The sequence below is a fragment of the Amycolatopsis sp. Poz14 genome (assembly GCF_006704225.1).
GTDB classification, from domain to species: domain Bacteria; phylum Actinomycetota; class Actinomycetes; order Mycobacteriales; family Pseudonocardiaceae; genus Amycolatopsis; species Amycolatopsis nivea.
Genome location: NZ_JACLHD010000001.1, coordinates 3,166,106 through 3,188,111 on the forward strand (window position 1 = coordinate 3,166,106; position 22,006 = coordinate 3,188,111).

At 68.6% G+C, this 22,006-nt stretch carries 20 protein-coding genes; 11 read left to right on the forward strand and 9 right to left on the reverse strand.

The genetic code is table 11. The features are described from left to right. Positions 1-58: 58 nt before the first annotated feature. The 9 genes from FKO37_RS15350 to FKO37_RS15390 all read right to left on the reverse strand — a co-directional run bounded on the left by FKO37_RS15350 (position 59) and on the right by FKO37_RS15390 (position 7,910). A complete protein-coding gene (locus tag FKO37_RS15350) occupies positions 59-211 on the reverse strand; it encodes a hypothetical protein (RefSeq protein ID WP_167754394.1) in 153 nt (50 codons plus the stop codon). A 96-nt stretch (positions 212-307) separates the two neighbouring features. Further along, complete coding sequence (locus tag FKO37_RS15355) at positions 308-823, reverse strand: SRPBCC family protein (protein ID WP_134669535.1); 516 nt, start codon at positions 821-823, stop codon at positions 308-310. A 20-nt stretch (positions 824-843) separates the two neighbouring features. Continuing rightward, complete coding sequence (locus tag FKO37_RS15360; RefSeq protein ID WP_238604760.1) at positions 844-1,764, reverse strand: VOC family protein; 921 nt, start codon at positions 1,762-1,764, stop codon at positions 844-846. A gap of 1 nt (position 1,765) precedes the next feature. Further along, positions 1,766-2,617, reverse strand: coding sequence for a fumarylacetoacetate hydrolase family protein (locus tag FKO37_RS15365; protein WP_238604761.1), 852 nt, complete (start codon positions 2,615-2,617; stop codon positions 1,766-1,768). 7 nt (positions 2,618-2,624) lie between these two features. Beyond that, the gene (locus FKO37_RS15370; RefSeq protein ID WP_238604762.1) at positions 2,625-4,187 is read right to left on the reverse strand and encodes a hypothetical protein; all 1,563 of its coding nucleotides are present in this window, start codon (positions 4,185-4,187) and stop codon (positions 2,625-2,627) included. Then, the gene (locus FKO37_RS15375) at positions 4,184-4,750 is read right to left on the reverse strand and encodes an SCO family protein (RefSeq protein ID WP_238604763.1); all 567 of its coding nucleotides are present in this window, start codon (positions 4,748-4,750) and stop codon (positions 4,184-4,186) included. Before FKO37_RS15375 ends, FKO37_RS15370 begins: the two co-directional genes overlap by 4 nt. A gap of 55 nt (positions 4,751-4,805) precedes the next feature. After that, complete coding sequence (locus tag FKO37_RS15380) at positions 4,806-5,747, reverse strand: LysR substrate-binding domain-containing protein (RefSeq protein WP_238604764.1); 942 nt, start codon at positions 5,745-5,747, stop codon at positions 4,806-4,808. Between the two features lie 45 nt (positions 5,748-5,792). Further along, a complete protein-coding gene (locus tag FKO37_RS15385; RefSeq protein WP_238604765.1) occupies positions 5,793-6,275 on the reverse strand; it encodes a DUF6130 family protein in 483 nt (160 codons plus the stop codon). 114 nt (positions 6,276-6,389) lie between these two features. Continuing rightward, positions 6,390-7,910 (reverse strand): tannase/feruloyl esterase family alpha/beta hydrolase, encoded by a 1,521-nt coding sequence (locus FKO37_RS15390; protein WP_238604766.1) that lies wholly within the window; start codon positions 7,908-7,910, stop codon positions 6,390-6,392. 113 nt (positions 7,911-8,023) lie between these two features. On the opposite strand from FKO37_RS15390, the gene FKO37_RS15395 reads away from it, so the two are divergent. From FKO37_RS15395 to clpB, 11 genes are all read left to right on the forward strand, one after another. After that, complete coding sequence (locus tag FKO37_RS15395; RefSeq protein ID WP_238604767.1) at positions 8,024-10,735, forward strand: AAA family ATPase; 2,712 nt, start codon at positions 8,024-8,026, stop codon at positions 10,733-10,735. 92 nt (positions 10,736-10,827) lie between these two features. After that, positions 10,828-11,850 carry an alpha/beta fold hydrolase gene (locus FKO37_RS15400; protein ID WP_134669523.1) on the forward strand — a complete coding sequence of 341 codons (1,023 nt, stop codon included), beginning with the start codon at positions 10,828-10,830 and terminating at the stop codon, positions 11,848-11,850. Between the two features lie 85 nt (positions 11,851-11,935). Further along, a complete protein-coding gene (locus FKO37_RS15405) occupies positions 11,936-13,048 on the forward strand; it encodes a serine hydrolase (protein ID WP_134669521.1) in 1,113 nt (370 codons plus the stop codon). 247 nt (positions 13,049-13,295) lie between these two features. Next, positions 13,296-14,054, forward strand: a complete 759-nt coding sequence (locus FKO37_RS15410; RefSeq protein WP_238604768.1) for a glycoside hydrolase family 75 protein — start codon at positions 13,296-13,298, stop codon at positions 14,052-14,054. A 118-nt stretch (positions 14,055-14,172) separates the two neighbouring features. After that, positions 14,173-15,075 carry a nucleoside hydrolase gene (locus tag FKO37_RS15415; RefSeq protein ID WP_238604769.1) on the forward strand — a complete coding sequence of 301 codons (903 nt, stop codon included), beginning with the start codon at positions 14,173-14,175 and terminating at the stop codon, positions 15,073-15,075. 11 nt (positions 15,076-15,086) lie between these two features. Next, positions 15,087-15,569: a hypothetical protein gene (locus FKO37_RS15420; protein WP_238604770.1), complete on the forward strand. Its 483-nt coding sequence runs from the start codon at positions 15,087-15,089 to the stop codon at positions 15,567-15,569. A gap of 206 nt (positions 15,570-15,775) precedes the next feature. Beyond that, complete coding sequence (dnaK, locus tag FKO37_RS15425; RefSeq protein WP_134669517.1) at positions 15,776-17,650, forward strand: molecular chaperone DnaK; 1,875 nt, start codon at positions 15,776-15,778, stop codon at positions 17,648-17,650. Between the two features lie 5 nt (positions 17,651-17,655). Then, positions 17,656-18,138 carry a nucleotide exchange factor GrpE gene (locus FKO37_RS15430; RefSeq protein WP_238604771.1) on the forward strand — a complete coding sequence of 161 codons (483 nt, stop codon included), beginning with the start codon at positions 17,656-17,658 and terminating at the stop codon, positions 18,136-18,138. Then, positions 18,138-19,070: a DnaJ C-terminal domain-containing protein gene (locus FKO37_RS15435; protein ID WP_134733826.1), complete on the forward strand. Its 933-nt coding sequence runs from the start codon at positions 18,138-18,140 to the stop codon at positions 19,068-19,070. The genes FKO37_RS15430 and FKO37_RS15435 overlap by 1 nt, the downstream gene beginning before the upstream one ends. Beyond that, positions 19,067-19,378 (forward strand): chaperone modulator CbpM, encoded by a 312-nt coding sequence (locus tag FKO37_RS15440; protein ID WP_238604772.1) that lies wholly within the window; start codon positions 19,067-19,069, stop codon positions 19,376-19,378. Before FKO37_RS15435 ends, FKO37_RS15440 begins: the two co-directional genes overlap by 4 nt. Positions 19,379-19,380: 2 nt before the next feature. Further along, positions 19,381-22,005, forward strand: coding sequence for an ATP-dependent chaperone ClpB (gene clpB / locus FKO37_RS15445; protein WP_238604773.1), 2,625 nt, complete (start codon positions 19,381-19,383; stop codon positions 22,003-22,005). The last annotated feature ends 1 nt before the right edge of the window (position 22,006 follow it).

Genomic DNA, 22,006 nt, shown 5'->3' on the forward strand with positions numbered 1-22,006 from the left:
CGGCCATCGGAAGCCAAGACACGCAGACGCCGTCCGCCAGCAGGACGAACGCGCCGAGCTATTCGTGCTCGAGCGCGACCGAACGGAGGACCGCGCCGACGAAGTCGAGTTCGGCCAGGACGTAGCCGCCCGCGTCTCGGTGGGCGATCCACACCGTCCCGTCGAGGCTGACTACCGGCGGGTACGGGTGGCCGTCGGCACGGGGCTGCAAGAGGACCGCACCCGAGGAATCGAATGCGGTGTAGGTGAAGGGAACCCTGACGGAATCAGATTCCCCCAGGGTTCCCCTCACGTACCTCGGCAGCGCTTACGCGGCAGTGCCCTCGATGTGCGCCTTCAGCAGTTCCAGCCCGGGCTGGATGCGGGCCGAGTCCTCGACCGGGTGCGGGCCGGCGGGTTCAGTGGGCGGGACCAGGCGCTCGAACAGACGGCAGAACAGCGTCGTGCCGTCGCCGAGGTCGAAGGTGGTGAAGGTGGCGATCGCGTGCATCGCCGGCGCCAGGGTTCCGTCGTCGAGCACGTCGCGGCCGACCACTGTCCACAGTTTGCCCGGCACTCGCGCGACGACGGTGTACAGCTTCGGCTTTTCGTTCAGGTCCGGCACGATGGTTTCGAGCAGCACGTCGCCGAGTTCGGCGGGGACGTCCGGAGTGCCGCGGCGTACTTCGGTTCCGGTGGCCATCGGCAGCCACTTCGGCAGGTTCGACCAGGTGGTCACCCAGTCGTAGACCTCCTGCGCCGGGCGGTTGACCACGATGCGGTTTTCGACGAAGCGGATGTTCAGGTTGTCCGGGATCTGCGGGACGTACAGTGCGGTGGACATGATTGTTCTCCTTTTCGGGGTTATTTGGTGGAATGCTGACCGGTCATGAGCGCGCCGAGGTCGTCCGGTTCGAGGAACGACGGCGGCGGGGGCGGGCCCCAGCTGAACAAGCCCTGTGCGCCTTCGAAAACCTCCGGCGTCCAGATCTCGTCCTCGGGGATGCAGTCCATGTCGGCGTAGTACTCGCTGAAGTTCCCCGCCGGGTCTTTGAGATACCAGAAGAAATTGGACCCCGCGTGATGGCGGCCGAGGCCCCACACGTGCCGGTCGGGGTGGCCGTTCAGCATCGCTGCTGCGCCGCGGCCGACGTCGTCGATGTCGTCGACCTGCCACGACGTGTGGTGCAGGAAGTTCACCGGGGCCGCGAGCGCCAGCACGTTGTGGTGATCCACCGAGCAGCGCATGAAGGCGCCTTTGTGCCCGATGTAATCGCTGACCTTGAAGCCGAGTGCCTCGGTGAAAAAGCGCATGGTGGCGTCGAGATCGGTGGTGCCCACGACGCAGTGGCCGAGTTTCTTCGGGCGGATCGGGTACTCGCGCACGACGCCGGGCGCGCGGCCTGACCGTTCGATGCGGCCGGGGCCGTTGTACGGCGTGGCCAGGACGGGGTTTTGCGTGATCCGCGGCGAAATCTCGACCCGGACCGTGAATCCGGAGACTGGCTCGATCGCGCAGACGGCGGTGCAGCTCTCCGTGCTGACTACGCCGAGCCGGTTCAGGCGCGCCGCGGTTCGGGCGAGGTCGTCGGCGTCGTCGACTCCCACGCCGAGTTCGAGCAGTTGCCGGTAGGGCGCGTGCCGGACGCGCAGCTGCTCGCCGCCTTCGAGGGTGGTGAAGGATCCGTCGCCGACATGGGTGAGTCCGAAATCGGCGTAGTAGGCAATGGTTTCCGCGACATTCGGCACACCCATGGTGACGCGGGTCAGCCGGTGCATCCCCATGTCAGTCCTCCAGCGCGGCGACGAAGGTCTGCCGCATTTCGCCGAGACCTTCGATCCAGCTGACCAGTTCTTCCCCGGCCCGCAGGAACCGTTGCGGCGTACGGCCGACACCGACCCCGGACGGGGTTCCGGTGAAGACGAGATCGCCCGGGTACAGGGTGATCGTCTGCGACAGCGCGGAAATCAGCCGGGCGACCGGGAAGATCAGCTCGCGGGTCCGGCCGTCCTGCACGGTCTCGCCGTCGACCGCGCAGCCGAGTGCCAGGTCGTCGCGGTCCGCCAGTTCGTCCGGCGTGACCAGCCACGGCCCGACCGGGGCGAAGTCCGGGAAAGACTTGCCGAGGCTGAATTGCGGGGCCGGGCCGGCCAGTTGCGAGACCCGTTCGGAGAGGTCCTGTCCGATCGTCACCCCGGCGATGTGCTCCCACGCTTCGGATTCCGCGACGCGGTGCGCGGTTTGTCCGACGACCGCGACGAGTTCCACCTCCCAGTCGACGTTGCCGCCCGGCGGCAGGACGACCTCGGCGTCGGGACCGGTCAGTGCGGAAACGAATTTGGTGAAGACCGGAGGAAGGCCGTCGGGCGAGGCGAAACCGGATTCCGCGGCGTGTGCGTCGTAGTTGAGTCCGATCGCGACGATCTGCCGCGGCTCGGGGGAGGGCGGACCCAGCTGGGTCCGGGCGAAGACGACATCGGGTTCCGCGGTGACCTTTTCCGCCCAAGCCTGGAATTCGGTCCAGTTGCGGTACAGCGAGCCGAGGCCGAAGAGGCCGCCCGACGCCTTGGCGACGTCGATTCCCTTGTCCTCGGCGGTCAGCAGGACGGCCCGGCCGTCCACATTGGCCAGTTTCACGGATTTCTCATTTCTGGAAGCAGAGCGTCAGATTGGTTCGGACGGCGAGCGGGAGACTGACGACGAGATCGGTCCCCTCGGACCGGGTGCGCAGGCCGGGCGAATCGGCGGCGAGCACGTCGTCGCGGAACAGTTTCCAGGGCCGGTCGACGTTGCCGATCCGCAGCGTCACGTCGGCCGGTTTCCCGGCCACTGGCCGCAAAGTCAGTGCCAGCAACGACTTTTCCCGGTCGTACCAGGCGCGAACGAACTCGGCGGGGCCTTCGATCGCCGTCACCGCGGGCTCCCGGAAATGTTCCGCGGTCCACGGATGGTGATACATCTTCCACAGCCCGTCGGCGACGTTCAGCCGGGCGTAGCCGAGCATCGCGTTGCCGGTCAGCCGGTCCATGAAGATCATGTTGCCGTTCTCGTCGAACGACCGGTCCTCGCGCGGGTAGAACAGTCCTCCGTTCTCCCAGGTCGGGTTCAGGTAAGCGTCGGCGTAGCCGAGGAGGCCGCGCAGGTTCTCGTGATCGCCGACCTCGGCCATGCAGGCCGCGACGTAGCCGAAAGCCGGGGCGCGCCAGGCGAAATCCAGGTCGCGGGTGAACTCCGGTTCCCGGCCGGCGAGGCGCGCCTTGCGAGCTTCCAGTGCCGCGGTCGGTTCGGCGAGGGTGACCAGGCCGTCCGGGGTGCGCCGGATCTCGTCGCGGATCTGGTCGGGATAGAGCCGGTGCACCAGGTCGCGGCTCCAGGCGTTCAGGTTCAGCGCCGTCCAGGCGTTGCCGCCGCCTTCCAGGGGCATCTCCGGCCGGTTCTGCTCGACCAACCAGAGCCGCCAGTACTCGCCGTACTCGTTGAGGATGCCCCGTTCGTCCCACGCCGCCTGATAGTTCCGGGTGACCTCCTCGGCGACCGACGTGCCTTTGCGCAGGTCGAGGAACCGGAAGCCGAGGATCGGGAACTGGTTGCAGACGAGGAAAAGGCAGTTGGGTTCGCAGACGATGCCGTACCAGCCCTGTTCGGCCATCTGCCAGTACAGGTTGTCGGCGAGCGAGCTGAGCGAGTACTCGTAGATCTCGGTGCCGAGTCCTTGGAAGAGCGGGTCCCAGCGGAAGGAAAGCGCGCCTGCGCGGTCGTACTGGTCGCTGTCGAACAACATGCTGTGCATGCCGAGAATCGCGAAGAACCGGCCGCTGTACATGATGTTTTCCTTGACCACCGGATCGCGCCAGCCTTCACGCAATTCGGTCAGGTCAGGGTTGTTGCGGATGCTTCCCCGGCTGGTCTCGCGCCAGTACGCCCACACTTCCGGAAGCTGCATTTTCCGGATGATCTCCTCGAACACCGGCCGGAACGCTCCGGGGGCGGCGGGAAGATGGTGGAAATGCGCGAAACCCAGCGTGTAAGCCATCTGGGTCAGCTGGTAGCGGTAGGCGTCGGTCCATTCCTGGCCCCACCGCATGCTGCCCATGTTCGCCCATTCGTTGTCCTGCTGGGCGATCAGATTGCGCACGTGCTGGACGTGGCCCGCTTGCTTGTCGTCGAGTGCCGGATACCCCGAGATGTCCGGGGCGGCCGGCGTCACCGATCCGCCAAACAGGACTTAAGTGCGGCGGCGATGTCGTTGCTGTCCACCGGATGCACGAAGTGGGCGAGGTATTCGCCCTCGGGGCCCATGAGGTAGGTGAACGCGCTGTGCGGCGTCCGGTACCCGTCGGGGTCGTCGACGCGCCGGGAGTGCACGTGGTAGGCCTTCTTCGCCGACTCGATTTCGGCGGCGGGTCCGGTCAGTCCGGTGATCCGCGGATGATTGGCCGCCAGGAAATCGCGCATGACCTCCGGGGTGTCGCGTTCCGGATCGACCGTGACATAAAGGGCCTGCACTCGATCTGCGTGATCGCCGAGGTGGTCGAGCGCCTGGTCGATCCGGGCCAGCGCGGGCGGGCACACGGTCTGGCAATGCGTGAAGCCGAAAAAGACGAGGAGGTATTTTCCGAAATAGGAACGTTCGGTGACTGCGGTGCCGGAATCGTCGATCAGCCGGAAACTTCCGCCGACTGTCGGAACCGGGCGCGAAATCGTCGCGGAAGCGGAACCGGACCCGGAACCGGATCCGGGAGGGGTGCAGCAGGAGGAATTCATTTCCATGACTCACACGCTAGGAGCCGTGGTCATGCCCGTCCAATGCCGCGTTGGCGCTCGGCTATGTCGGTTGGGTATAGCCGCTGATGGCCGCCCGGATCTCGGCCGCGACCTCGTCCAGTTTTCGCATCATGAGCAGCATCGTCGGCGTGAGCTGCCTGCCCGCGGGCAGCGTGACGCCGACCGATTCCACGATGCCGAGGTCGATCGGCAGCGCGGACAGCTCCGGTTCGGTGTCGGCGACGAGCTGCGGCATCACGACCAGGGTGTCGGTCTCCAGCGCGATGGCGCGCACGGCGAGGAACGAACCGCATTCGATGCGGTTGGCCGGGGTGGAGAGGCCGCGGCTCAGGAGCTGTTCCTCGAATTGCCGTCGCTGCGGGTTGTCGGCGGGCGGCATCGACCAGAGTTCGCCGACCAGATCGGCGAGCGTGAGCCCCGGCCGCCGGTGCGCCGGATGCTGGCTGCGCGCCACCACGCGAGCGGGCTCGTAGTAGAGGTGGTGCTGGCGCAACCGGTCGTTGTTCGCCGGTTCGAGCGTGCCGACGACCAGGTCGACGTCGCCCGCGAGCAGCGCCTCGTACAGCGCTTCCGGGCCGCCGTGCCGGATGATGACGGTCAGGTCGGGGGCGACGGCTTTCACTCGCGCGACCGCGCGGGGCAGCAGCACGCTCGCCCCGGCGAGGAAGGTGCCGATCGTGACGGTGCCGGCGTGGCCGTCAACGAGTTCTTCGAGATGCCGCCCGGCTTGGCGGAGTTCGGCGAGCACTGCCCGGGCGTGGTCGACGAAGACCTCGCCGAACAGCGTCGCCGTCATCCCGCGCGGGCTGCGTTCGAACAGCTCGACCTTGAGGATCGACTCGAGTTCGCGCAGCCCGCGGGTCAGCACCGGCTGCGTGATGTGCAGCCGTTCGCCCGCGGCGACCAGCGAGCCCTGTTCGGCGATCGCCACGACGTAGCGCAGATGGCGCAGCTTGAGCCTGCCGTCGGCGAGATCGGTCATCGGGAACGCTCGGCTGGTAGCATGCGCCCGATTCTGCCGGTCCGCTCAGTGGTGGCCGCCCACCGGCACGACGAAACTGACGGTTTTGCTGTCCAGGACGTGGTGCGTCGGGTCGGCCAGCCCGATCCACACCTTGTGCGGGCCGGGCGGCAGCGCCTGGATGATCAGCGGTTCGCCGCTGCCGTCGGCCCAGTGCCAGGGCGCGTCGTCGACCGTCACGTGGATGTGGCCGATGCGCGGCGAGACGTCGAGCGCGGCCGAGCCGTAGACCGGGACGATGCGCAGGTTGTCCGCCCGGTAGCGCAGGACGACCAGGCCTTTCGCGAGCTGTTCGGGCAGCGGCGCGTCGACGGTGAGCGCGGGCGGCGGCTGGGACGGCAGCGGCACGACGGGGGCGGGCGGCCACCCCGAGGCCGCGGCGGGCGGAGGGGCGGAGGCCACCGGAGGCGCGGGAACGGCGGAAGCGGAGCACGCGGTCGCCAGCAAAGCGGCTGAACCGAGGATCGCGGTGCGAAGAAAATGAGCCATGGAACGAAAACTAGGCAGCCGTTGATCATCTTCGCGTCGGTCGGACGACCGGATCGCTGTACGTCATGAGGGAAGTGCCGTGCGTGCCGCTGGGGTCGGCACGCACGGCACAGGTCAGCGGCAGCGGTAGCTGGACGCGACGGCGGGGTCGCCGTAGCCCTTGTACCGCGAGACCCGCGGGTACGCGCACAGGTCGCGGGTCTGCTTCCCGTCCGCGGTCGCGGCCGCCAGGGTGGCCGGGGCCTTGCCGTGCTCGACCCAGTCGACCAGCGCGCCGAGCGGGTTGGTCGGCGTCGCGCCCGTACCGCCACCGCAGTGTTCGACGCCGGGGGCCAGGAACAGCCGGTAGAAGTCGTTCACCCGGTGGGCGCCGCCCATCGCCCGTTCGACCTCGGCGCGGTAGCGCAGGGTGCCGCCGGGCGGGATGAGCTGGTCGTCCGTGCCGACGAAGGTCAGCAGCTTGCCGCCGGTCCGGCGGAAGGCCGACAGGTCCGGGTCGGCGGTGCCGATGACGTCGTCGTACTCCCGCACCGACTGGCGGAACACCTGCGCGAACTGGGCGTAGCTGAGCTTCGAGACGTCGAAGTCGGCCTGCTTCTCCACGAACGACTGCACCCACTTGACCGCGACCGGGAACCCGGTGGCGTACGGGCTGTCGCCGGTTCCGGCCAGCCAGGTGAAGTCCGCGCCCTTCGGGAGGCCGTCCCACAGCTTCCGCTCGCGCTCGTCGGTCGGCCCGGCCCAGATCTTCCGCATGACGTCGGCGTCCTTGGCCGTGACGGTGATTTCCTTGCCGTCGCAGAGGACCTTCGTGCCGATCAGGGAGCGCGGGTCGTAGCTGCACTCGTCCGGCCGGTCGACAATGCCGTTCTTGACGCCGTCGTTCGCGTCGCACGCCTGGACCGCGGCCTGCCGGAACGCGGTGAAGACGCACGCGCTCGGGAAGTCGTGCTCCTGGTTCATCACGATCTGCGGCCAGAGCGTCGCGACCGCGAACTGCGTCCAGTGGACCGCGGGCGCGTTCGCCAGGATGCCGTCGAAGTCGCCGGGGTAGTTCTGCGCCTCGGAGTAGCCCTGGCGGCCGCCGGTCGAGCAGCCGTTCCAGTACGAGTAGGTCACCGGCCGGTGGTAGAACCGCTGCGTGACGTCCTTGCCGATCAGCGCGGCCTCGTGCACCGAGCGGGTGGCGAAGTTCGTCAGCAGCGGCTGGTCGACCTTGCCGGGCGCGGTCAGCGCCCACGAGGTGTCGAGCCCGGACAGGACGCCGGCGTCGGTGGTCACGCCCGCGTAGCCGTCCTTGGCGGCCTGGGCCAGCGGTGCGCCGAAGTCCCCGGCGGCGTACGCGCTTCCGCCGACCGCCTGGAGCCGTCCGGTCCAGCCGGTCTGCGGCAGGGCCACCCCGACCTTGACGTGGTCATTGGCCCCGGGATGGGTGAGCGTGACGGTGATTTCGCAGTAGCCGGGCTTGGCTTCGGCCTGCACGGATTCGATCTTCGCGCCGCTGGGCGCGGTGACCGGGACGGTGGCGCAGGCGGTGGTTTCGGCCGCCGCGGCGCTGGGCGCGAGCTGGGTGACGGTGGTCACCAGCAGCGCCGCGAGCGGCAACGCCGAGAGAAGTGTTCGGGTGCGTCTCATCGCTTTCCTTTGTGGAGGGTCGCTTTCGCCTGAAACTAAGGCGGCCGCCGTACCCTTCGCGCCCGTCGGACGACGCCGTTGACGTACGTCGTCGCCCGGTATCGTCAGGGATCATGACGCTGCGCGGACGGGACGCCGAGCTCAAGGAGCTGACCGAGCTGGTGGACGGCCCGGAAGGGCGCGTCGGCGTCCTCGTCCGGGGCGAGGCCGGCATCGGGAAGTCCGCGCTCGTCGGCGCGGCGGCCGCGGCCGCGTCGGTCGCGGGCATGCGGGTGCTGCGGACGACCGGCGCCGAGGCCGAACAGGACCTCGCGTACGCCGGGCTGCACCAGCTCCTGCACCCCATTCGCGCAGGTGTGGCCGGGCTGCCCGCGCCGCAGCGGACGGCGCTGGAGACCGCGCTCGGGCTCGCGGACGGACCGGAACCCAGCGCGTATCTGGTCGGGCTCGCCGCGCTGACGCTGCTGGCCGACACCGCCGCCGCGAAGCCGGTGCTGGTCGTCGCCGAGGACGTCCATTGGCTCGATCGCGCCAGCGCGGACGTCCTGGCGTTCGTCGCCCGGCGGATCGAGACCGAACCGGTCGCCCTGCTCGCGACGCTCCGCGACGGATCCGGTCCGCTGGTGGACGCCGGGCTCTGCCTGATGCCGCTCGACCGGCTTTCCGACGACGCCGCCGCGGAGCTGCTGGACTCGGTCGCGCCGAGGCTCGACCCGATGGTCCGTACCCGGCTGCTCGCCGAATCCGCGGGTCATCCGCTCGCGCTCACCGAGCTTCCGGCCGCGGTCGCCGACCTCGACGTGCTCGATCCGGTCCTGCCGCTGACCGAACGGCTCGAGCGGACGTTCGCCTCCCGGGTCGCGACGCTGCCGGAAGCCACCCGCGCCGCCCTGCTGGTCGCGGCGCTCAACGAGACCGGTTCGATCGCGGAAACCCTAGCCGCGACGGGAGTTCTGCTCGGCGCGCCGGTGGAACCCGAGGTGCTGAGCCCCGCTGTCGACGCCCGGCTGGTCGAGTTCGCGGTCGGGTGCCTGACCTTCCGGCATCCGCTGATGCGGTCGGCCATTCCCGCGGCGGCGACGCTCAGCGAGCGTCGGCGGGCGCAGCTCGCGCTGGCCGAGACGGTGCGCGAACAGCCGGATCGGCGGGCCTGGCACCAAGCCCGGTCTGCCGCCGGTCCGGACGAAACCGTGGCCGCGGCCTTGGAATCGGCAGCCGACCGAGCGCGGCGGCGAGGCGGGGCCGCGGCGGCGATCGCGGCACTCGAGCAGGCGGCGCAGCTCAGCGAAAACCCGGACGCCCGGGCGGATCGGTTGCTGCGGGCCGCCGAGCTGGCCGTCGAATCCGGTCGCCGCGAGACCGCTGAACGGCTGGTGCGCGAGGCCCGGAACGGATCGCTTTCCGCGCGCCGGAAGGCCACCGCGAGCCAGTTGCTCAGCGGTTTCGAGGACGGCGTCCGCGAGGATCCCGCCCGGATCGGGGAGTTGGCGGCGCTCGCCGAATCCGTCGCCGCCGACGGACAGGACGACGCCGCGATGCGGATCCTGTGGGGCGCGGCGATGCGGTGTTTCTGGGCTGAACCCGGCGCGACAGCCCGTCAGACGCTACTGGACGTCGCTGCCGAGCTGCCGCTACCGGACGACGACCCGCGCCTGATCGCGGTCGCCGCGTACGTCGCGCCGTTCGAGCGTGGCACCGCGGTCCTGGCGCAGCTTCGGGTACTCGCGGGCGCGACCGGGGCCGATCCGGAAACCGACCGCTACCTGGGCAGCGCGGCCTTGCAGGTAGGCGCCTTCGACCTCGCCGCCCGCTTCTCGACGGCCGCGGTGCCGGGCCTGCGCGCGCAAGGCAGGCTCGGGTTGTTGCCGCGCGCGTTGGCCGTCCAGGCGTGGAGCCGGGTCCGGCTCGGCGACCTGGCTGGCGCGGCACCGTCTGCCGCCGAGGCGGTCCGGCTCGCGCAGGAGACCGGGCAGCCGTTCATGGGTGGGCTGGCGCTGGCGGTCCAGGCCGAGATTGCCGCGCTTCGCGGGGACCACAAGCAGGCCAACGCCCTCGCCGACGAGGCCGAACGCGCTGGGCTCGCCGCCGGAGCGCGTCCGGTGCTTGCCACGGTCCAGCTCGCGCGCGGGCTCGTGGCGTTGAGCGAAGGCCGGTACGAGGACGCGTTCGCCGACTTGCGCCGGTTGCTCGACCCCGCGGATCCGGCGTATCAGCTGGCTCTCCGCGCGTACTGCGTCGCGGAGCTGACCGAAGCCGCCGTCCGGGCCGGGCAAACCGATGCGATGCGGGAAATCCTGGCCGAGCTGGAGCCGTTGGGAGCCGCGTCCGAGGCACCGGCGCTGCACATCGGCCTGCGGTACGCGCGGGCCGTGCTCGCTCCGAAGGAAACCGCCGAAGACCTGTTCACGGCGGCTTTGCAGGCGGACTTGAGCGGATGGCCTGCCGAACGCGGACGGGTCCACCTGGCGTTCGGCGAGTGGTTGCGGCGGCAGCGCCGGGTCGTCGAATCGCGGGCGCACCTGCGTACCGCACGGGAGACTTTCGACGCGCTCGGTCTGGCGGCGTGGGCCGAGCGGGCGCGGCGCGAGTTGCGCAGCGCGGGGGAGTCGAGTCCGAACCGCAGCCCGGACGCGCGCGACAAGCTGACGCCGCACGAGCTGAGCATCGCGCAGCTGGCCGCCGAGGGGCTGACGAACCGGGAGATCGGGCAGCGGCTCTATCTTTCGCACCGGACCGTCGGGACCCACCTGCACCGGATCTTCCCGAAGCTCGGCGTGAGCTCCCGCGCCGAACTGGCCGACGCGGTGCGGGCGCTCGGCGACTGACTTACGCCGGTTGCGTCATCCGACGGGCGCGGCCGGGCGGCCGGGCTCCCTAGCGTCGAGACCGTCCCACGGTCTTGCGCACAGGAGTTCAGATGATCAGCAGGAGACGATTCACCCAGATGTTCGCGGCCGGTGTGGCAGCGACCTCGCTCGCCGCCTGCTCGTCGCCCGCCGCTTCGCAGCCCGTGGCTCCCGACCTGCGGGCGGGTTCGGGCGAGCACACCTCGCTGGGCACGATCAAGCACGCCGACGCCGGAGTCGTGAGCATGGCGTACGCCGAATTCGGCCCGGCGGGCGGCAAACCGGTGATCCTGCTGCACGGCTGGCCGTATGACCCGTACAGCTACGCCGACGTCGCGCCGTTGCTTGCCGCACAAGGGTTCCGGGTGATCGTCCCGTTCCTGCGCGGGTTCGGCCCGACGGTGTTCAAGTCCGCGGACACGGTCCGCAACGGGCAGCAGACGGCCATCGCGCTCGACGTCGTCGCGCTGATGGACACGTTGAAAATCGACAAAGCGATCCTCGGCGGATACGACTGGGGTTCCCGGACCGCCGCGGTGATCGCCGCGCTGCGGCCCGAGCGGTGCCAGGCCGTCGTCCCGGTCAGCGGGTACATCGTCGCCAACCTCAAGGCGAACCTGCAGCCGCTGCCCCCGGCCGCCGAACTGGGCTGGTGGTACCAGTATTACTTCGCGACCGAGCGCGGCCGCGCGGGCTACGCGGCGAACCGGCACGATTTCAACAAGCTGATCTGGAAGACGGCTTCGCCGACCTGGCATTTTGACGACGCGACGTACAACCGCAGCGCCGCGGCGTTCGACAACCCGGACCACGTCGCGATCGTCATCCACAACTACCGCTGGCGGCTCAGCCTCGCCCCCGGCGAACCGCGATACGACGCGGACGAACAGAAACTCGCCGCGGGCGCGACCATCGGCGTCCCGGCGATCACCCTGGCCAGCGACTTCGACGGCGCGGCCAAGGACGGCAAGGGCTACCGCGCCAAGTTCACCGGAAAATACGAGCACCGGATCCTCGACGGCATCGGGCACAACGTGCCGCAGGAGGCGCCGCGGCCGTTCGCGCAGGCGATCGTGGACGCGGCCAAGCTCTGAGGATTCATCGAGGTTTGATCGAGAGCGAATACGGTGCGCACGCCTCTCGCCGGAAACCCGGCGGCTGTCGAACTTGAGGAGTGCGATGAGACGCAAAGCTTTCGGTGCCGTGGCGGTCGCGGCCGCCTTGATCGGCCTGGCCAGCCCGGCTTCGGCGGAAACTCCCGCCGACATCCTCCAAGCGGGCGCCCAGGCCGGCGTCAGCGCGGGATACCCTGGGGTGATCGGGCTGGTCCGCAACGGCGAAAGCACGCAGTACATCCACGCCGGATACGGAAACCTCACCACCAAGACCCCGGCGGACCCGAAAGCGCGGTTCCGGATCGGCAGCGACACCAAGGCGTTCACCGCCGCGGTGCTGCTGCAACTGGAAGCCGAAGGCAAGCTCTCCCTCGACGACACCATCGCCCGCTGGCTGCCCGGCGCGGTGAACGCCAACGGGAACGACGGCACGAAGATCACCGTCCGGCAGGTGCTGCACCAGACCTCCGGATTGCCGGACTACACGGGCGACTCGCGGTTCATCAACTCCTACGTCGCGAATACCAACCCGCGCCAGGCGTGGCCGCCGCAGACGCTGGTGGACATCGCGACGTCGCATCCGTCGCTGGGCACGTCGTTCCACTACTCGAACACCAACTACATCCTCGCCGGCATGGTGATCAAGGCGGTGACCGGAAACGAACCGGCCGTCGAGATGCAGCGGCGCATTTTCGAGCCGCTCGGATTGAGCAACACCTCGTTCCCGACCGCCGACCCGGGGTTGAGCGGCAATTACCTGAACGGCTACTACATCTCGTTCGGCGTGTTCTACAACGACTTCACCGTGTCGAATGTGCAGGCCTTCGGGACCGCGGGCGCCATTGTGTCCACAGAGGACGATCTGGCGACGTTCGAACGCGCGCTGTTGAGCGGAAAGCTCCTGCCGCCGCAACAGCAGGCCGAGCTGAAGACGACGGTGCCGATCGACAACGCGGGCAACCAGTACGGGCTGGGGATCGGCCTTTCGCCGACGGCCTGCGGAATGGCGTGGAATCACAGCGGCGGGGTGCTCGGCTACTTCAACACGTGGCTGACCAGCGACGACGGCAGCAAGCAGGTGCTGGTGGCGGCCAATGAGAACCATCTGGCCGGAGCCGCGACCCGGGGGCAGACCACGCTCGGCAACGCGGCGCTGAAGGCCTACTGCGCGTCCTAGGCCCGCTGTCGGTCGTGAGGGGAGCCCTGCGGGAATCAGATTCCCTCAGGGTTCCCCTCACGTGCGGTCCGGTCCGTTGGGCTCGGCTGGGCGGCCGAGTTCCGGTCAGCGGCACCTGTCCGGCGTGGATTCCCAGCACCAGGCGGCCGCCGCGGACTTTCTGGGAATCACCTCGTGACACGGGCCGGTCACGGGTGGTTCACTATGTTAGGAAGTTTTCCTAATGAAGGCTGGAGGTCGCCCGGTCATGTCATCCTCCCGTAGGCGTTTCGCTGTGGTCGGCGCCGCCCTGGCGCTCGCCGTGCCGCTCGCGGTCAACTCCGCGCACGCGGAAACCGCCGACGCCACCGCCAAGTCCTATACGGCCGCGCAGGTGCTGGCCGGTGTCAAGAAGAACAGCACGGACGCGAACAAGGTCAACTCCAAACCGCACATCAACACCATGACGCGGGCCAAGAACGTCAACGTCTACCAGGTGGCGAAGGGCGTCTACGCCTACGGTTCCGGACTGGCCGTCGACACCGACGGCAGCGACCCCGACCCCGATCCCGACCATCAGGGCACGACGACTTTCAAGGACAGCAACGGAAAGTCGCTCGGCGCGCACCACGTGCCGTTCTACGTCCTCGGCGACGACTGCTACGACAAGAAGAGCCCCTGCCCGCATTTCTTCTACAAGGAACACGGCATCAAGGGCCGTCAGTTCGCGCTGATGTTCTACAAGAGCAAGGTGATCGGCGCGATCTTCGGCGACACGCAGACCGCCAACGACCAGGACACTTCGGACAACGACTCGCGCGAATTGGGCGAGGCGTCGGTGAAGGCGGCTTCGCTGCTGGGAATGAACAGCAGCGGCACTGACGGCGGCGTCGACAACGGCGTGACCGTGGTGATCTTCTCCGGTTCGGACTGGGTCGTGAACGGCACCAACTCCAACCTGAACGCGACCGCCCAGGGCATGGTCACCAAGGCGCTGGACAGCCTTGGTGCGAGCATGGGTATCTGATTTCTCCGCCGAACGCGGTCACTGCCGAGGCTTGCAGTGGCCGCGTTTGACGTGTTGTTCTCCGGTTCGGTTGACGGCGAAGTTTGCGCTGTTCGCCAGTCTCCGGAGAAGATGTCTTATGGCGACCACGACCACCGTCATTGTCGACCAGGACGGCGGTGTCGACGACGCGCTTGCTCTCGTTCTCCTGGCCCGTACGCCCGGGGTGGAGATCGTCGGCGTGGGTTCAGTGCACGGCAACGTGTCCGCGGCGGCCGCGGCCGACAACGGCTTGCGAGCGCTCGAGCTCGCGGGGGATCACTCGACAGCGGTCGCGGTAGGAGCTTCTGATCCGCTCGCCCGTCCTCTGCATCTCGCCCACCCCGAAGATCTGCTGGGCAAGGCGGCGGGTTCGCCGAAGCGGACGCCCGTACGGGAGGAAACCGCCGCCGAGCAACTAGTGCGTCTTGCCTGGGAGAGCCCCGGCCGGGTCGATCTTCTGACGCTCGGCCCGCTCACCAATGTCGCGCTCGCTCTCCAGGCTGAACCCGAGTTGCCCCGGCTGGTCCGGCGCGTGGTGTCGATGGCTGGCGCATTCGAGGTGACGGGCAACATCAGCGACTGCGCGGAAAGCAATGTGTGGCACGATCCGGAGGCAGCGGCCCAGGTCGTGGCGGCTGGGTTCGACCTGACGCTGGTTCCTCTCGATGTGACCCGCAATGCCACCGTCACCCGGCTATGGCTCGAACGCCGCGCTGCCGATCAGGACCGGCTGTGGGGGCGGATGGCGGCGATGCTCCTTGCCATGCCGGGAAAGTTACCGGCTTTTCCCCTGCATGACCCCTTGGCCGCCGCGATTCTGCTCGACCCGTCGATCGCCAGGTTCTGCCACGCGTCGGTCACCGTCGACGTCGGGGAGCGGCGTGGGCAGACCCAAACTGGTGAGGCGACGCCCGGGGCGAACACGGCTGTCGTCGTTGCCGCTGATGCCAGCGCCCTGCTCGCACAGTTGACCCACGCTTTGCTGCCTTGTCGGCGCTAGGAGAGTGTCTTGTGGAAATTTCTTTCTCGCCGAGTCCCGTCTACACGCCTGCTGGGCGAGAATATGCCCATGCTGAAGGCTTGGCTGCCATTTCCCAACACGATTTGCAGTGGTATTTCTTCCTCGGCCAGCTTTCGATCTCCCATGCCGGAATCGGGATCGGGCCTCCGTGGGGCTGGGTGCCGCTGTTCGACGCCATGTTCTGCGTGCGTAACGTGATGGCCGTCGCCCGGACAGGAAGCGGAACCTGGACGATCGACTTCACGGAGAACGCCGAACTCATCGTCTTCGACTTCGATCGAGGTTCCCTCCGGGTCACTCCGACCTATCTGGATACCGTAGTGCATTGCTCCGCCGACGAATTCGTGGCCGCTGGGACCGGCTTCATCACGGGAGAACTGCGCCGGGTGCTGGCCGAGTACCCCTCGCTGGCCCGCAACCAGGCTGCTCGGACGCTGGCGCGGGACGTGGGGCTGGAGCTCCCCGCCGGGTAGCGCGGCTTCCCTGGTCGACCCTTTGTGTCGCGGAACAATCTTCTTTGGCGCGTCCCACAATCGCACGACAATTCCCCTGGAAAACGCGCCAGCGAAGATCATCCCGTGTTGACGCCCCCTTTCCTTCTCCAGTACACCAGACCTCGGACTCGCCCTGTCCGGAGGTATTCGGGCAGGAGAAGAAAATCCCGGAAAGGAACGGCGTCGTGGCGAAAGCGGTGGGCATCGACCTGGGGACGACCAACTCGGTCATCGCGGTGCTGGAGGGCGGTCAGCCCGCGGTGATCGCCAATGCGGACGGGGCTCGGACGACCCCGTCGGTGGTCGCGTACACCGATTCGGGCGAGCGGCTGGTCGGGCAGCTCGCGCGGCGGCAGGCGATCATGAATCCGAAGGGCACGATCTCGTCGGCGAAGCGGTTCATCGGCCGCCGGTTCGACGAGGTGGCCAGTGAGATCGACGCGGTGTCCTACGACGTCGTGCCGGGACCGGACGACGCGGTGCGGTTCGACGTGCACGGCAAGAAATACGCGCCGGAGGAGGTTTCGGCGCTCGTGTTGCGCAAGCTGGTGGACGACGCGTCGAAGTTCCTGGGCGAGAAGGTCACCGAGGCGGTCATCACGGTGCCGGCGTATTTCAACGACGCGCAGCGGCAGGCGACGAAGGACGCGGGCCGGATCGCGGGGCTCGAGGTGTTGCGGATCATCAACGAGCCGACCGCGGCGGCGCTGGCTTACGGGCTCGACAAGAAGCAGCACGAGACGGTGCTGGTGTTCGACCTCGGCGGCGGCACGTTCGACGTCAGCGTGCTGGACATCGGCGACGGCGTCGTGGAAGTGCGTTCGACCGCGGGCGACACGCATCTCGGCGGCGACGACTTCGACCGCCGGGTCGTCGACCATCTCGCGGATCAGTTCGAGCAGGAGAACGGCATCGACCTGCGGGCAGATCCGCAAGCGCTGCAACGGTTGTTCGAGGCCGCGTCCAAGGCGAAGGAGGAGCTGTCGTCGGTCACACAGACCACGATCAACCTGCCGTTCATCACCGCGGACGCCTCGGGTCCGAAGCATCTGAACACGACGTTGATGCGCTCCACTTTCGACCAGATCACCTCCGACCTCGTCGAGCGCTGCAAGGTGCCGGTGGAGCGGGCGCTGGCCGACGCGAAGCTCACCGCGAACGACATCGACGAGGTCATCCTGGTCGGCGGTTCGACGCGGATTCCGGCGGTGCAGGCGCTGGTGCGGCGCATGACCGGCGGCAAAGACCCGAACATGACGGTCAATCCGGACGAGGTCGTCGCCCTCGGCGCGGCGGTCCAGGCGGCCATCATCAAGGGCGAGGCCAAGGACGTCCTGCTGCTGGACGTCACCCCGCTTTCGCTGGGCATCGAGACGATGGGCGGCGTGATGACCAAGGTCATCGACCGCAACACCACGATCCCGGCCCGGCGCAAGGAAACCTTCTCCACCGCCGAGGACAATCAGTCCGCAGTGGACATCGTGGTGCTGCAGGGCGAACGCGAGAAGGCGGCGGACAACCGGGTGCTCGGCCGGTTCCGGCTCGAGAACATCCCGCCCGCCCCGCGCGGCGTGCCGCAGATCGAGGTCACCTACGACATCGACGCCAACGGCATCCTCAACGTCTCGGCCAAGGACACCAATTCGGGCCGGGAACAAACCATCACCATCTCCGAAAGCTCCAATTTGGACTCCGCGGACGTCGACCGCATGGTCGCCGACGCCGAGGCGCACCGGGCCGAGGACGCCAAGCTGCGCGAGATCGTCGACGCGCGAAACACCTTGGACAGCGCCGTTTACCAGGTGGAGAAAAGTGTCTCCGAGCTGGGCGACGCGGTGCCGGTCAACGAGAAGGCTCGCGCGGAGAACCTTGCCGTGGACGCCCGGGACCTCCTCAAGCAGGACGAACCGAGCCTGGCGAAGCTGCGGTCGATGACCTCGGAACTCCAGCAGTTGTTCCACGGGCTGTCCGCGGTCGCGTCCACCGCGGGCGACGCGCCCGGTGCGCAATCCCCAGACGACGGCGACGACGTGGTCGACGCCGAATTCACCACCTCCTGACCGCCATGGAGAACCAGCAGCAAGACGCTGCGGAACCGGAAAGCAGCACCGAACTCCAGGCCAGAGTCGCCGAGTTGGAGAACAACTGGCGCACGGCGCTGGCGGATCTGGACAACCTCCGCAAGCGCACCGTGCGGGACACCGTGCAGGTGCGGCAGCAGGAACGCAAGCGGGCCGCCAAAGAACTCCTGACCGTGCTGGACAACTTGGACCTGGCCATCGGGCACGCCGAGGCGGACCCCGCGACCATCGTTGCCGGGGTGCAAGCGGTGCGGGCGCAGGCTGACCTGGCGATGTCCAACCTCGGGTTCCCGCGGCACGCGGACGACCAGGGGGAACCGTTCGACCCGCAGGTGCACGAGGCGGTGTCGGTCGTTCCGGCGGTGGGCGTCGAGCCGGGCACGGTGGTCCAGGTCGTGCGCCCCGGCTACGGCGGCGCCGAGAATCAGTTGCGGCCCGCGGCGGTCGTGGTCGCGAAGGCGGATTGATGAGCGACAGCGAGGACTTCTACGAACTGCTCGGCGTTTCCCGGACAGCCAGCCAGGATGAAATCCAGAAGGCGTACCGCAAACTCGCCCGCAAGTACCACCCGGATGTCAACAAGGACCCGGGCGCGGAGGAGAAATTCAAGGCCGTCTCCGAGGCGTACGACGTGCTTTCCGAACCGGAGAAACGCAAGCGTTACGACGCGTTCGGCAAGGACTTCCGCCAGGTTCCCCCGGACATGGACCCGGACACCTACGCGCGCGCCAAGGCAGGCGGCGGTTTCCAAGGCGGCTTCCAGAGCAGCGGTTTCCAGAGCGCCGAAGGAGTCAACTTCGAGGACCTCTTCGGCGGCATGTTCGGCGGCTTCCAAGGCCGTCAGCGCGGTCCGATCCCCGGCGCCGACCAGGAAGCTGGCGTCGAGATCCGCCTGGACGAGGCCTTCCACGGCGGACGGCGGTCGTTCACCCTCGACGGCCCGGAGGGTTCGCGCACGGTCGACGTCAACATCCCGGCCGGAGTGACCGACGGCAAACGCATCCGGCTGGCCGGGCAAGGCGGCTACGGCAGCGGCGAAGGCGCGCCGCGCGGCGACCTGTACCTGGTGGTGCATCTGGTGCACGACAAGCGCTACCGGGTAGAAGGCCGGGACGTGACCGTCGATCTTCCTTTGCTGCCTTCAGAAGCAGCGCTGGGCGCGACCGTCGCCATGGACCTTCCCGGCGGCGGCGAAGCGAAACTGAAGATCGCGGCGGGAACGTCCAGCGGACGGAAGCTCCGCCTGCGCGGGCGTGGCATCCCGAACAACCGCGGCAACCCCGGCGACCTGTACGCCGCGGTCAAGATCGTCGTCCCTCAGCACCTGACCGACGAGCAGCGGAAGCTCTACGAGGAGCTGGCCGCGGCCACTGACGACAACCCGAGGAGGCCGGGATGACTTACGCGCTCGTGCGCCGCAGCCCCGGTGCGGCGCATCTGGACCTGCCGACGTTCGCCCACGCGACCGGCCTGCATCCGGAGCTGGTCCGCCGGTTCACCGTGCTGGGCCTGCTGGAACCGGTCGAGGACGCGCGCGGCGAATGGTGGTTCCCGGCCGCGCAGGTGTCCGCGGCGGCGCGGATCCAGCGGCTGCGCGCCGGGTTCTCGCTGAACTACGCCGCGGTCGGCCTGGTCGCCGACCTGCTCGACCGCATCGCGGACCTCGAAGCGGACCTCCGTACCCGATCCCGACGCAGCGGAGACTGACCATGGATCCCAACCGGCTCACCCAGAAATCCCAGGAAGCGCTGCACGCCGCCCAGACCGCCGCGCTGAAATACGGCCAGCCGGAGGTCGACGGCGAACACCTGTTGCTCGCGCTGCTCGACCAGCCCGACGGGCTCGCGTCCCGGCTCCTCGAAGAGGCGGGCGCGGACCCGGCGCGGCTCAGGCAAGAGCTGGAAGCGGAACTCGGCCGCCGTCCCAAGGTGAGCGGCCCCGGCGTCGCGCCCGGCGAAACGCGCGTGACCGCCCGGCTAGCCCGCGTGCTCGACGCGGCCGATCGCGAAGCGGGGCGGTTGAAGGACGATTACGTGTCCGTCGAACACCTCGTCGCGGCATTGCTGGAGGAGGGGAGTTCGAGCGCGGCCGGACGGCTGTTGCGCGGCGCGGGCCTGACCCGGGACAAGTTCCTGGAGGTGCTGCGGAAGGTGCGCGGCAACCAGCGGGTCACCTCGGCGACGCCGGAATCCGCTTACGAGGCCTTGGAAAAGTACGGCCGCGACCTCGTCGCCGACGCGGCGGCGGGCAAGCTGGACCCGGTCATCGGGCGCGACGCGGAGATCCGCCGGGTGATCCAGATCCTGTCGCGCAAGACGAAGAACAACCCGGTGCTCACCGGCGATCCGGGCGTCGGCAAGACCGCGATCGTCGAAGGGCTCGCGCAGCGCATCGACCGCGGCGACGTGCCGGAAGGCCTCAAAGGCAAGACGGTCTTCTCGCTCGACCTCGGCGCGCTCGTCGCGGGCGCGAAGTACCGGGGCGAGTTCGAGGAGCGGCTGAAAGCGGTGCTCAACGAAGTGACCGCGGCCGAGGGCCGGATCCTGTTGTTCGTCGACGAACTGCACACCGTCGTCGGCGCGGGTGCCACCGAAGGCGCGATGGACGCGGGCAACATGCTCAAACCCATGCTCGCCCGCGGCGAACTGCACCTGATCGGTGCGACGACGGCGGACGAGTACCGCAAGTACATCGAGAAGGACGCCGCGCTCGAACGACGGTTCCAGCCGGTGCTGGTGGACGAGCCGTCGGTCGAGGACGCGATCTCGATCATGCGCGGGCTGCGGGAGCGGCTCGAAGTGTTCCACGGCGTGAAGATCCAGGACAGCGCGCTGGTCGCGGCCGTCGTGCTGAGCCATCGCTACATCTCCGACCGGTTCCTGCCGGACAAGGCGATCGACCTGGTGGACGAGGCGTGCGCGATGCTGCGCACGGAAATCGACTCGATGCCCGCCGAACTGGACGAGCTGAGCCGGCGGCTGACTCGCACCGAGATCGAGGAAGCCGCGCTCGCCAAGGAAACCGACGCGGCGAGTCACGCCCGGCTGGAAGAACTGCGTCGCGAACTGGTCGATCTGCGCGCCGAGGCGGGCGGGATGCGGACGCAGTGGGAGGCGGAACGCTCCGCACTGCACAAGGTGCAGGCGCTGCGGGAGGAGATCGAGCAGGTCAGCCGGGACGCCGACGCGGCCGAGCGGGCCTACGACCTGAACAAGGCCGCCGAACTGCGCCACGGCAAGCTTCCCGAGCTGGAGCGTCGCCTGGTGGGCGAGGAAGAACTGCTCGCCACGCGGCAGGCGGGCACCCGGTTGCTGCGCGAGGTCGTGACGGAGGAGGAGATCGCGGCGGTCGTGTCGCGCTGGACCGGCATTCCGGTCAGCCGGCTGCAGGAGGGCGAGCGGGAGAAGCTGCTGCGCCTGGACGAACTGCTGCACGAGCGCGTGATCGGGCAGGACGAGGCGGTGCAGCTGGTCGCGGACGCGATCATCCGGGCACGGTCGCGGATCAAGGACCCGCGCCGTCCGATCGGCTCATTCCTGTTCCTGGGCCCGACCGGGGTCGGCAAGACCGAACTGGCGAAGGCGCTCGCCGCGGACCTGTTCGACACCGAGGACAACATCGTCCGGATCGACATGAGCGAGTACCAGGAACGGCACACGGTCTCGCGGCTCGTCGGCGCGCCGCCCGGGTACGTCGGCTACGACGAGGGCGGCCAGCTCACCGAAGCCGTGCGGCGCAAGCCGTATTCGGTGGTGCTGTTCGATGAGATCGAGAAGGCGCACGCGGACGTGTTCAACGCGCTGCTGCAGGTGCTCGATGACGGACGGCTGACCGATTCGCAGGGCCGCACGGTCGACTTCCGCAACACCGTGATCATCATGACCTCCAACATTGGCGCGCATTTCCTGCTCGACGGCGTGAATGCCGAGGGCGAGATCACCGAGTCCGCGCGCGACGAGGTGATGACGGCGCTGCGCGGCCACTTCCGGCCCGAGTTCCTCAACCGCATCGATGACATCGTGCTGTTCAAACCGCTGACGCTGCCGGAGATCGAACGGGTTGTCGAACTGATGCTGGGCGAACTGCGCAAGCGGCTCGCCGAGCAGAACATGACCCTGGAGGTGTCCGACAAGGCGCTGCGTTTCATCGCGGAACAGGGCTTCGACCCGGTGTACGGCGCCCGGCCGCTGCGCCGGTTCCTCGCCCGCGAGGTCGAGACCCGGATCGGACGCGCGCTGCTCGGCGGCGAAGCGCACGACAACACGGTCATCGACGTCAGCCTCGACAACGGCGTGCTCACCGTGACGTGCCGGGACCACGCGGCAGCGGCGTGAT

What these genes read in the sequence shown, in the direction of transcription:
- FKO37_RS15355 (WP_134669535.1), bottom strand. Translation starts at nt 823, where the DNA reads ATGTCCACCGCACTGTACGTCCCGCAGATCCCGGACAACCTGAACATC.
- FKO37_RS15360 (WP_238604760.1), bottom strand. Translation starts at nt 1,764, where the DNA reads ATGGGGATGCACCGGCTGACCCGCGTCACCATGGGTGTGCCGAATGTC.
- FKO37_RS15375 (WP_238604763.1), bottom strand. Translation starts at nt 4,750, where the DNA reads ATGGAAATGAATTCCTCCTGCTGCACCCCTCCCGGATCCGGTTCCGGG.
- FKO37_RS15380 (WP_238604764.1), bottom strand. Translation starts at nt 5,747, where the DNA reads ATGACCGATCTCGCCGACGGCAGGCTCAAGCTGCGCCATCTGCGCTAC.
- FKO37_RS15385 (WP_238604765.1), bottom strand. Translation starts at nt 6,275, where the DNA reads ATGGCTCATTTTCTTCGCACCGCGATCCTCGGTTCAGCCGCTTTGCTG.
- FKO37_RS15390 (WP_238604766.1), bottom strand. Translation starts at nt 7,910, where the DNA reads ATGAGACGCACCCGAACACTTCTCTCGGCGTTGCCGCTCGCGGCGCTG.
- FKO37_RS15395 (WP_238604767.1), top strand. Translation starts at nt 8,024, where the DNA reads ATGACGCTGCGCGGACGGGACGCCGAGCTCAAGGAGCTGACCGAGCTG.
- FKO37_RS15400 (WP_134669523.1), top strand. Translation starts at nt 10,828, where the DNA reads ATGATCAGCAGGAGACGATTCACCCAGATGTTCGCGGCCGGTGTGGCA.
- FKO37_RS15405 (WP_134669521.1), top strand. Translation starts at nt 11,936, where the DNA reads ATGAGACGCAAAGCTTTCGGTGCCGTGGCGGTCGCGGCCGCCTTGATC.
- FKO37_RS15410 (WP_238604768.1), top strand. Translation starts at nt 13,296, where the DNA reads ATGTCATCCTCCCGTAGGCGTTTCGCTGTGGTCGGCGCCGCCCTGGCG.
- FKO37_RS15415 (WP_238604769.1), top strand. Translation starts at nt 14,173, where the DNA reads ATGGCGACCACGACCACCGTCATTGTCGACCAGGACGGCGGTGTCGAC.
- FKO37_RS15430 (WP_238604771.1), top strand. Translation starts at nt 17,656, where the DNA reads ATGGAGAACCAGCAGCAAGACGCTGCGGAACCGGAAAGCAGCACCGAA.
- FKO37_RS15435 (WP_134733826.1), top strand. Translation starts at nt 18,138, where the DNA reads ATGAGCGACAGCGAGGACTTCTACGAACTGCTCGGCGTTTCCCGGACA.
- FKO37_RS15440 (WP_238604772.1), top strand. Translation starts at nt 19,067, where the DNA reads ATGACTTACGCGCTCGTGCGCCGCAGCCCCGGTGCGGCGCATCTGGAC.
- clpB (WP_238604773.1), top strand. Translation starts at nt 19,381, where the DNA reads ATGGATCCCAACCGGCTCACCCAGAAATCCCAGGAAGCGCTGCACGCC.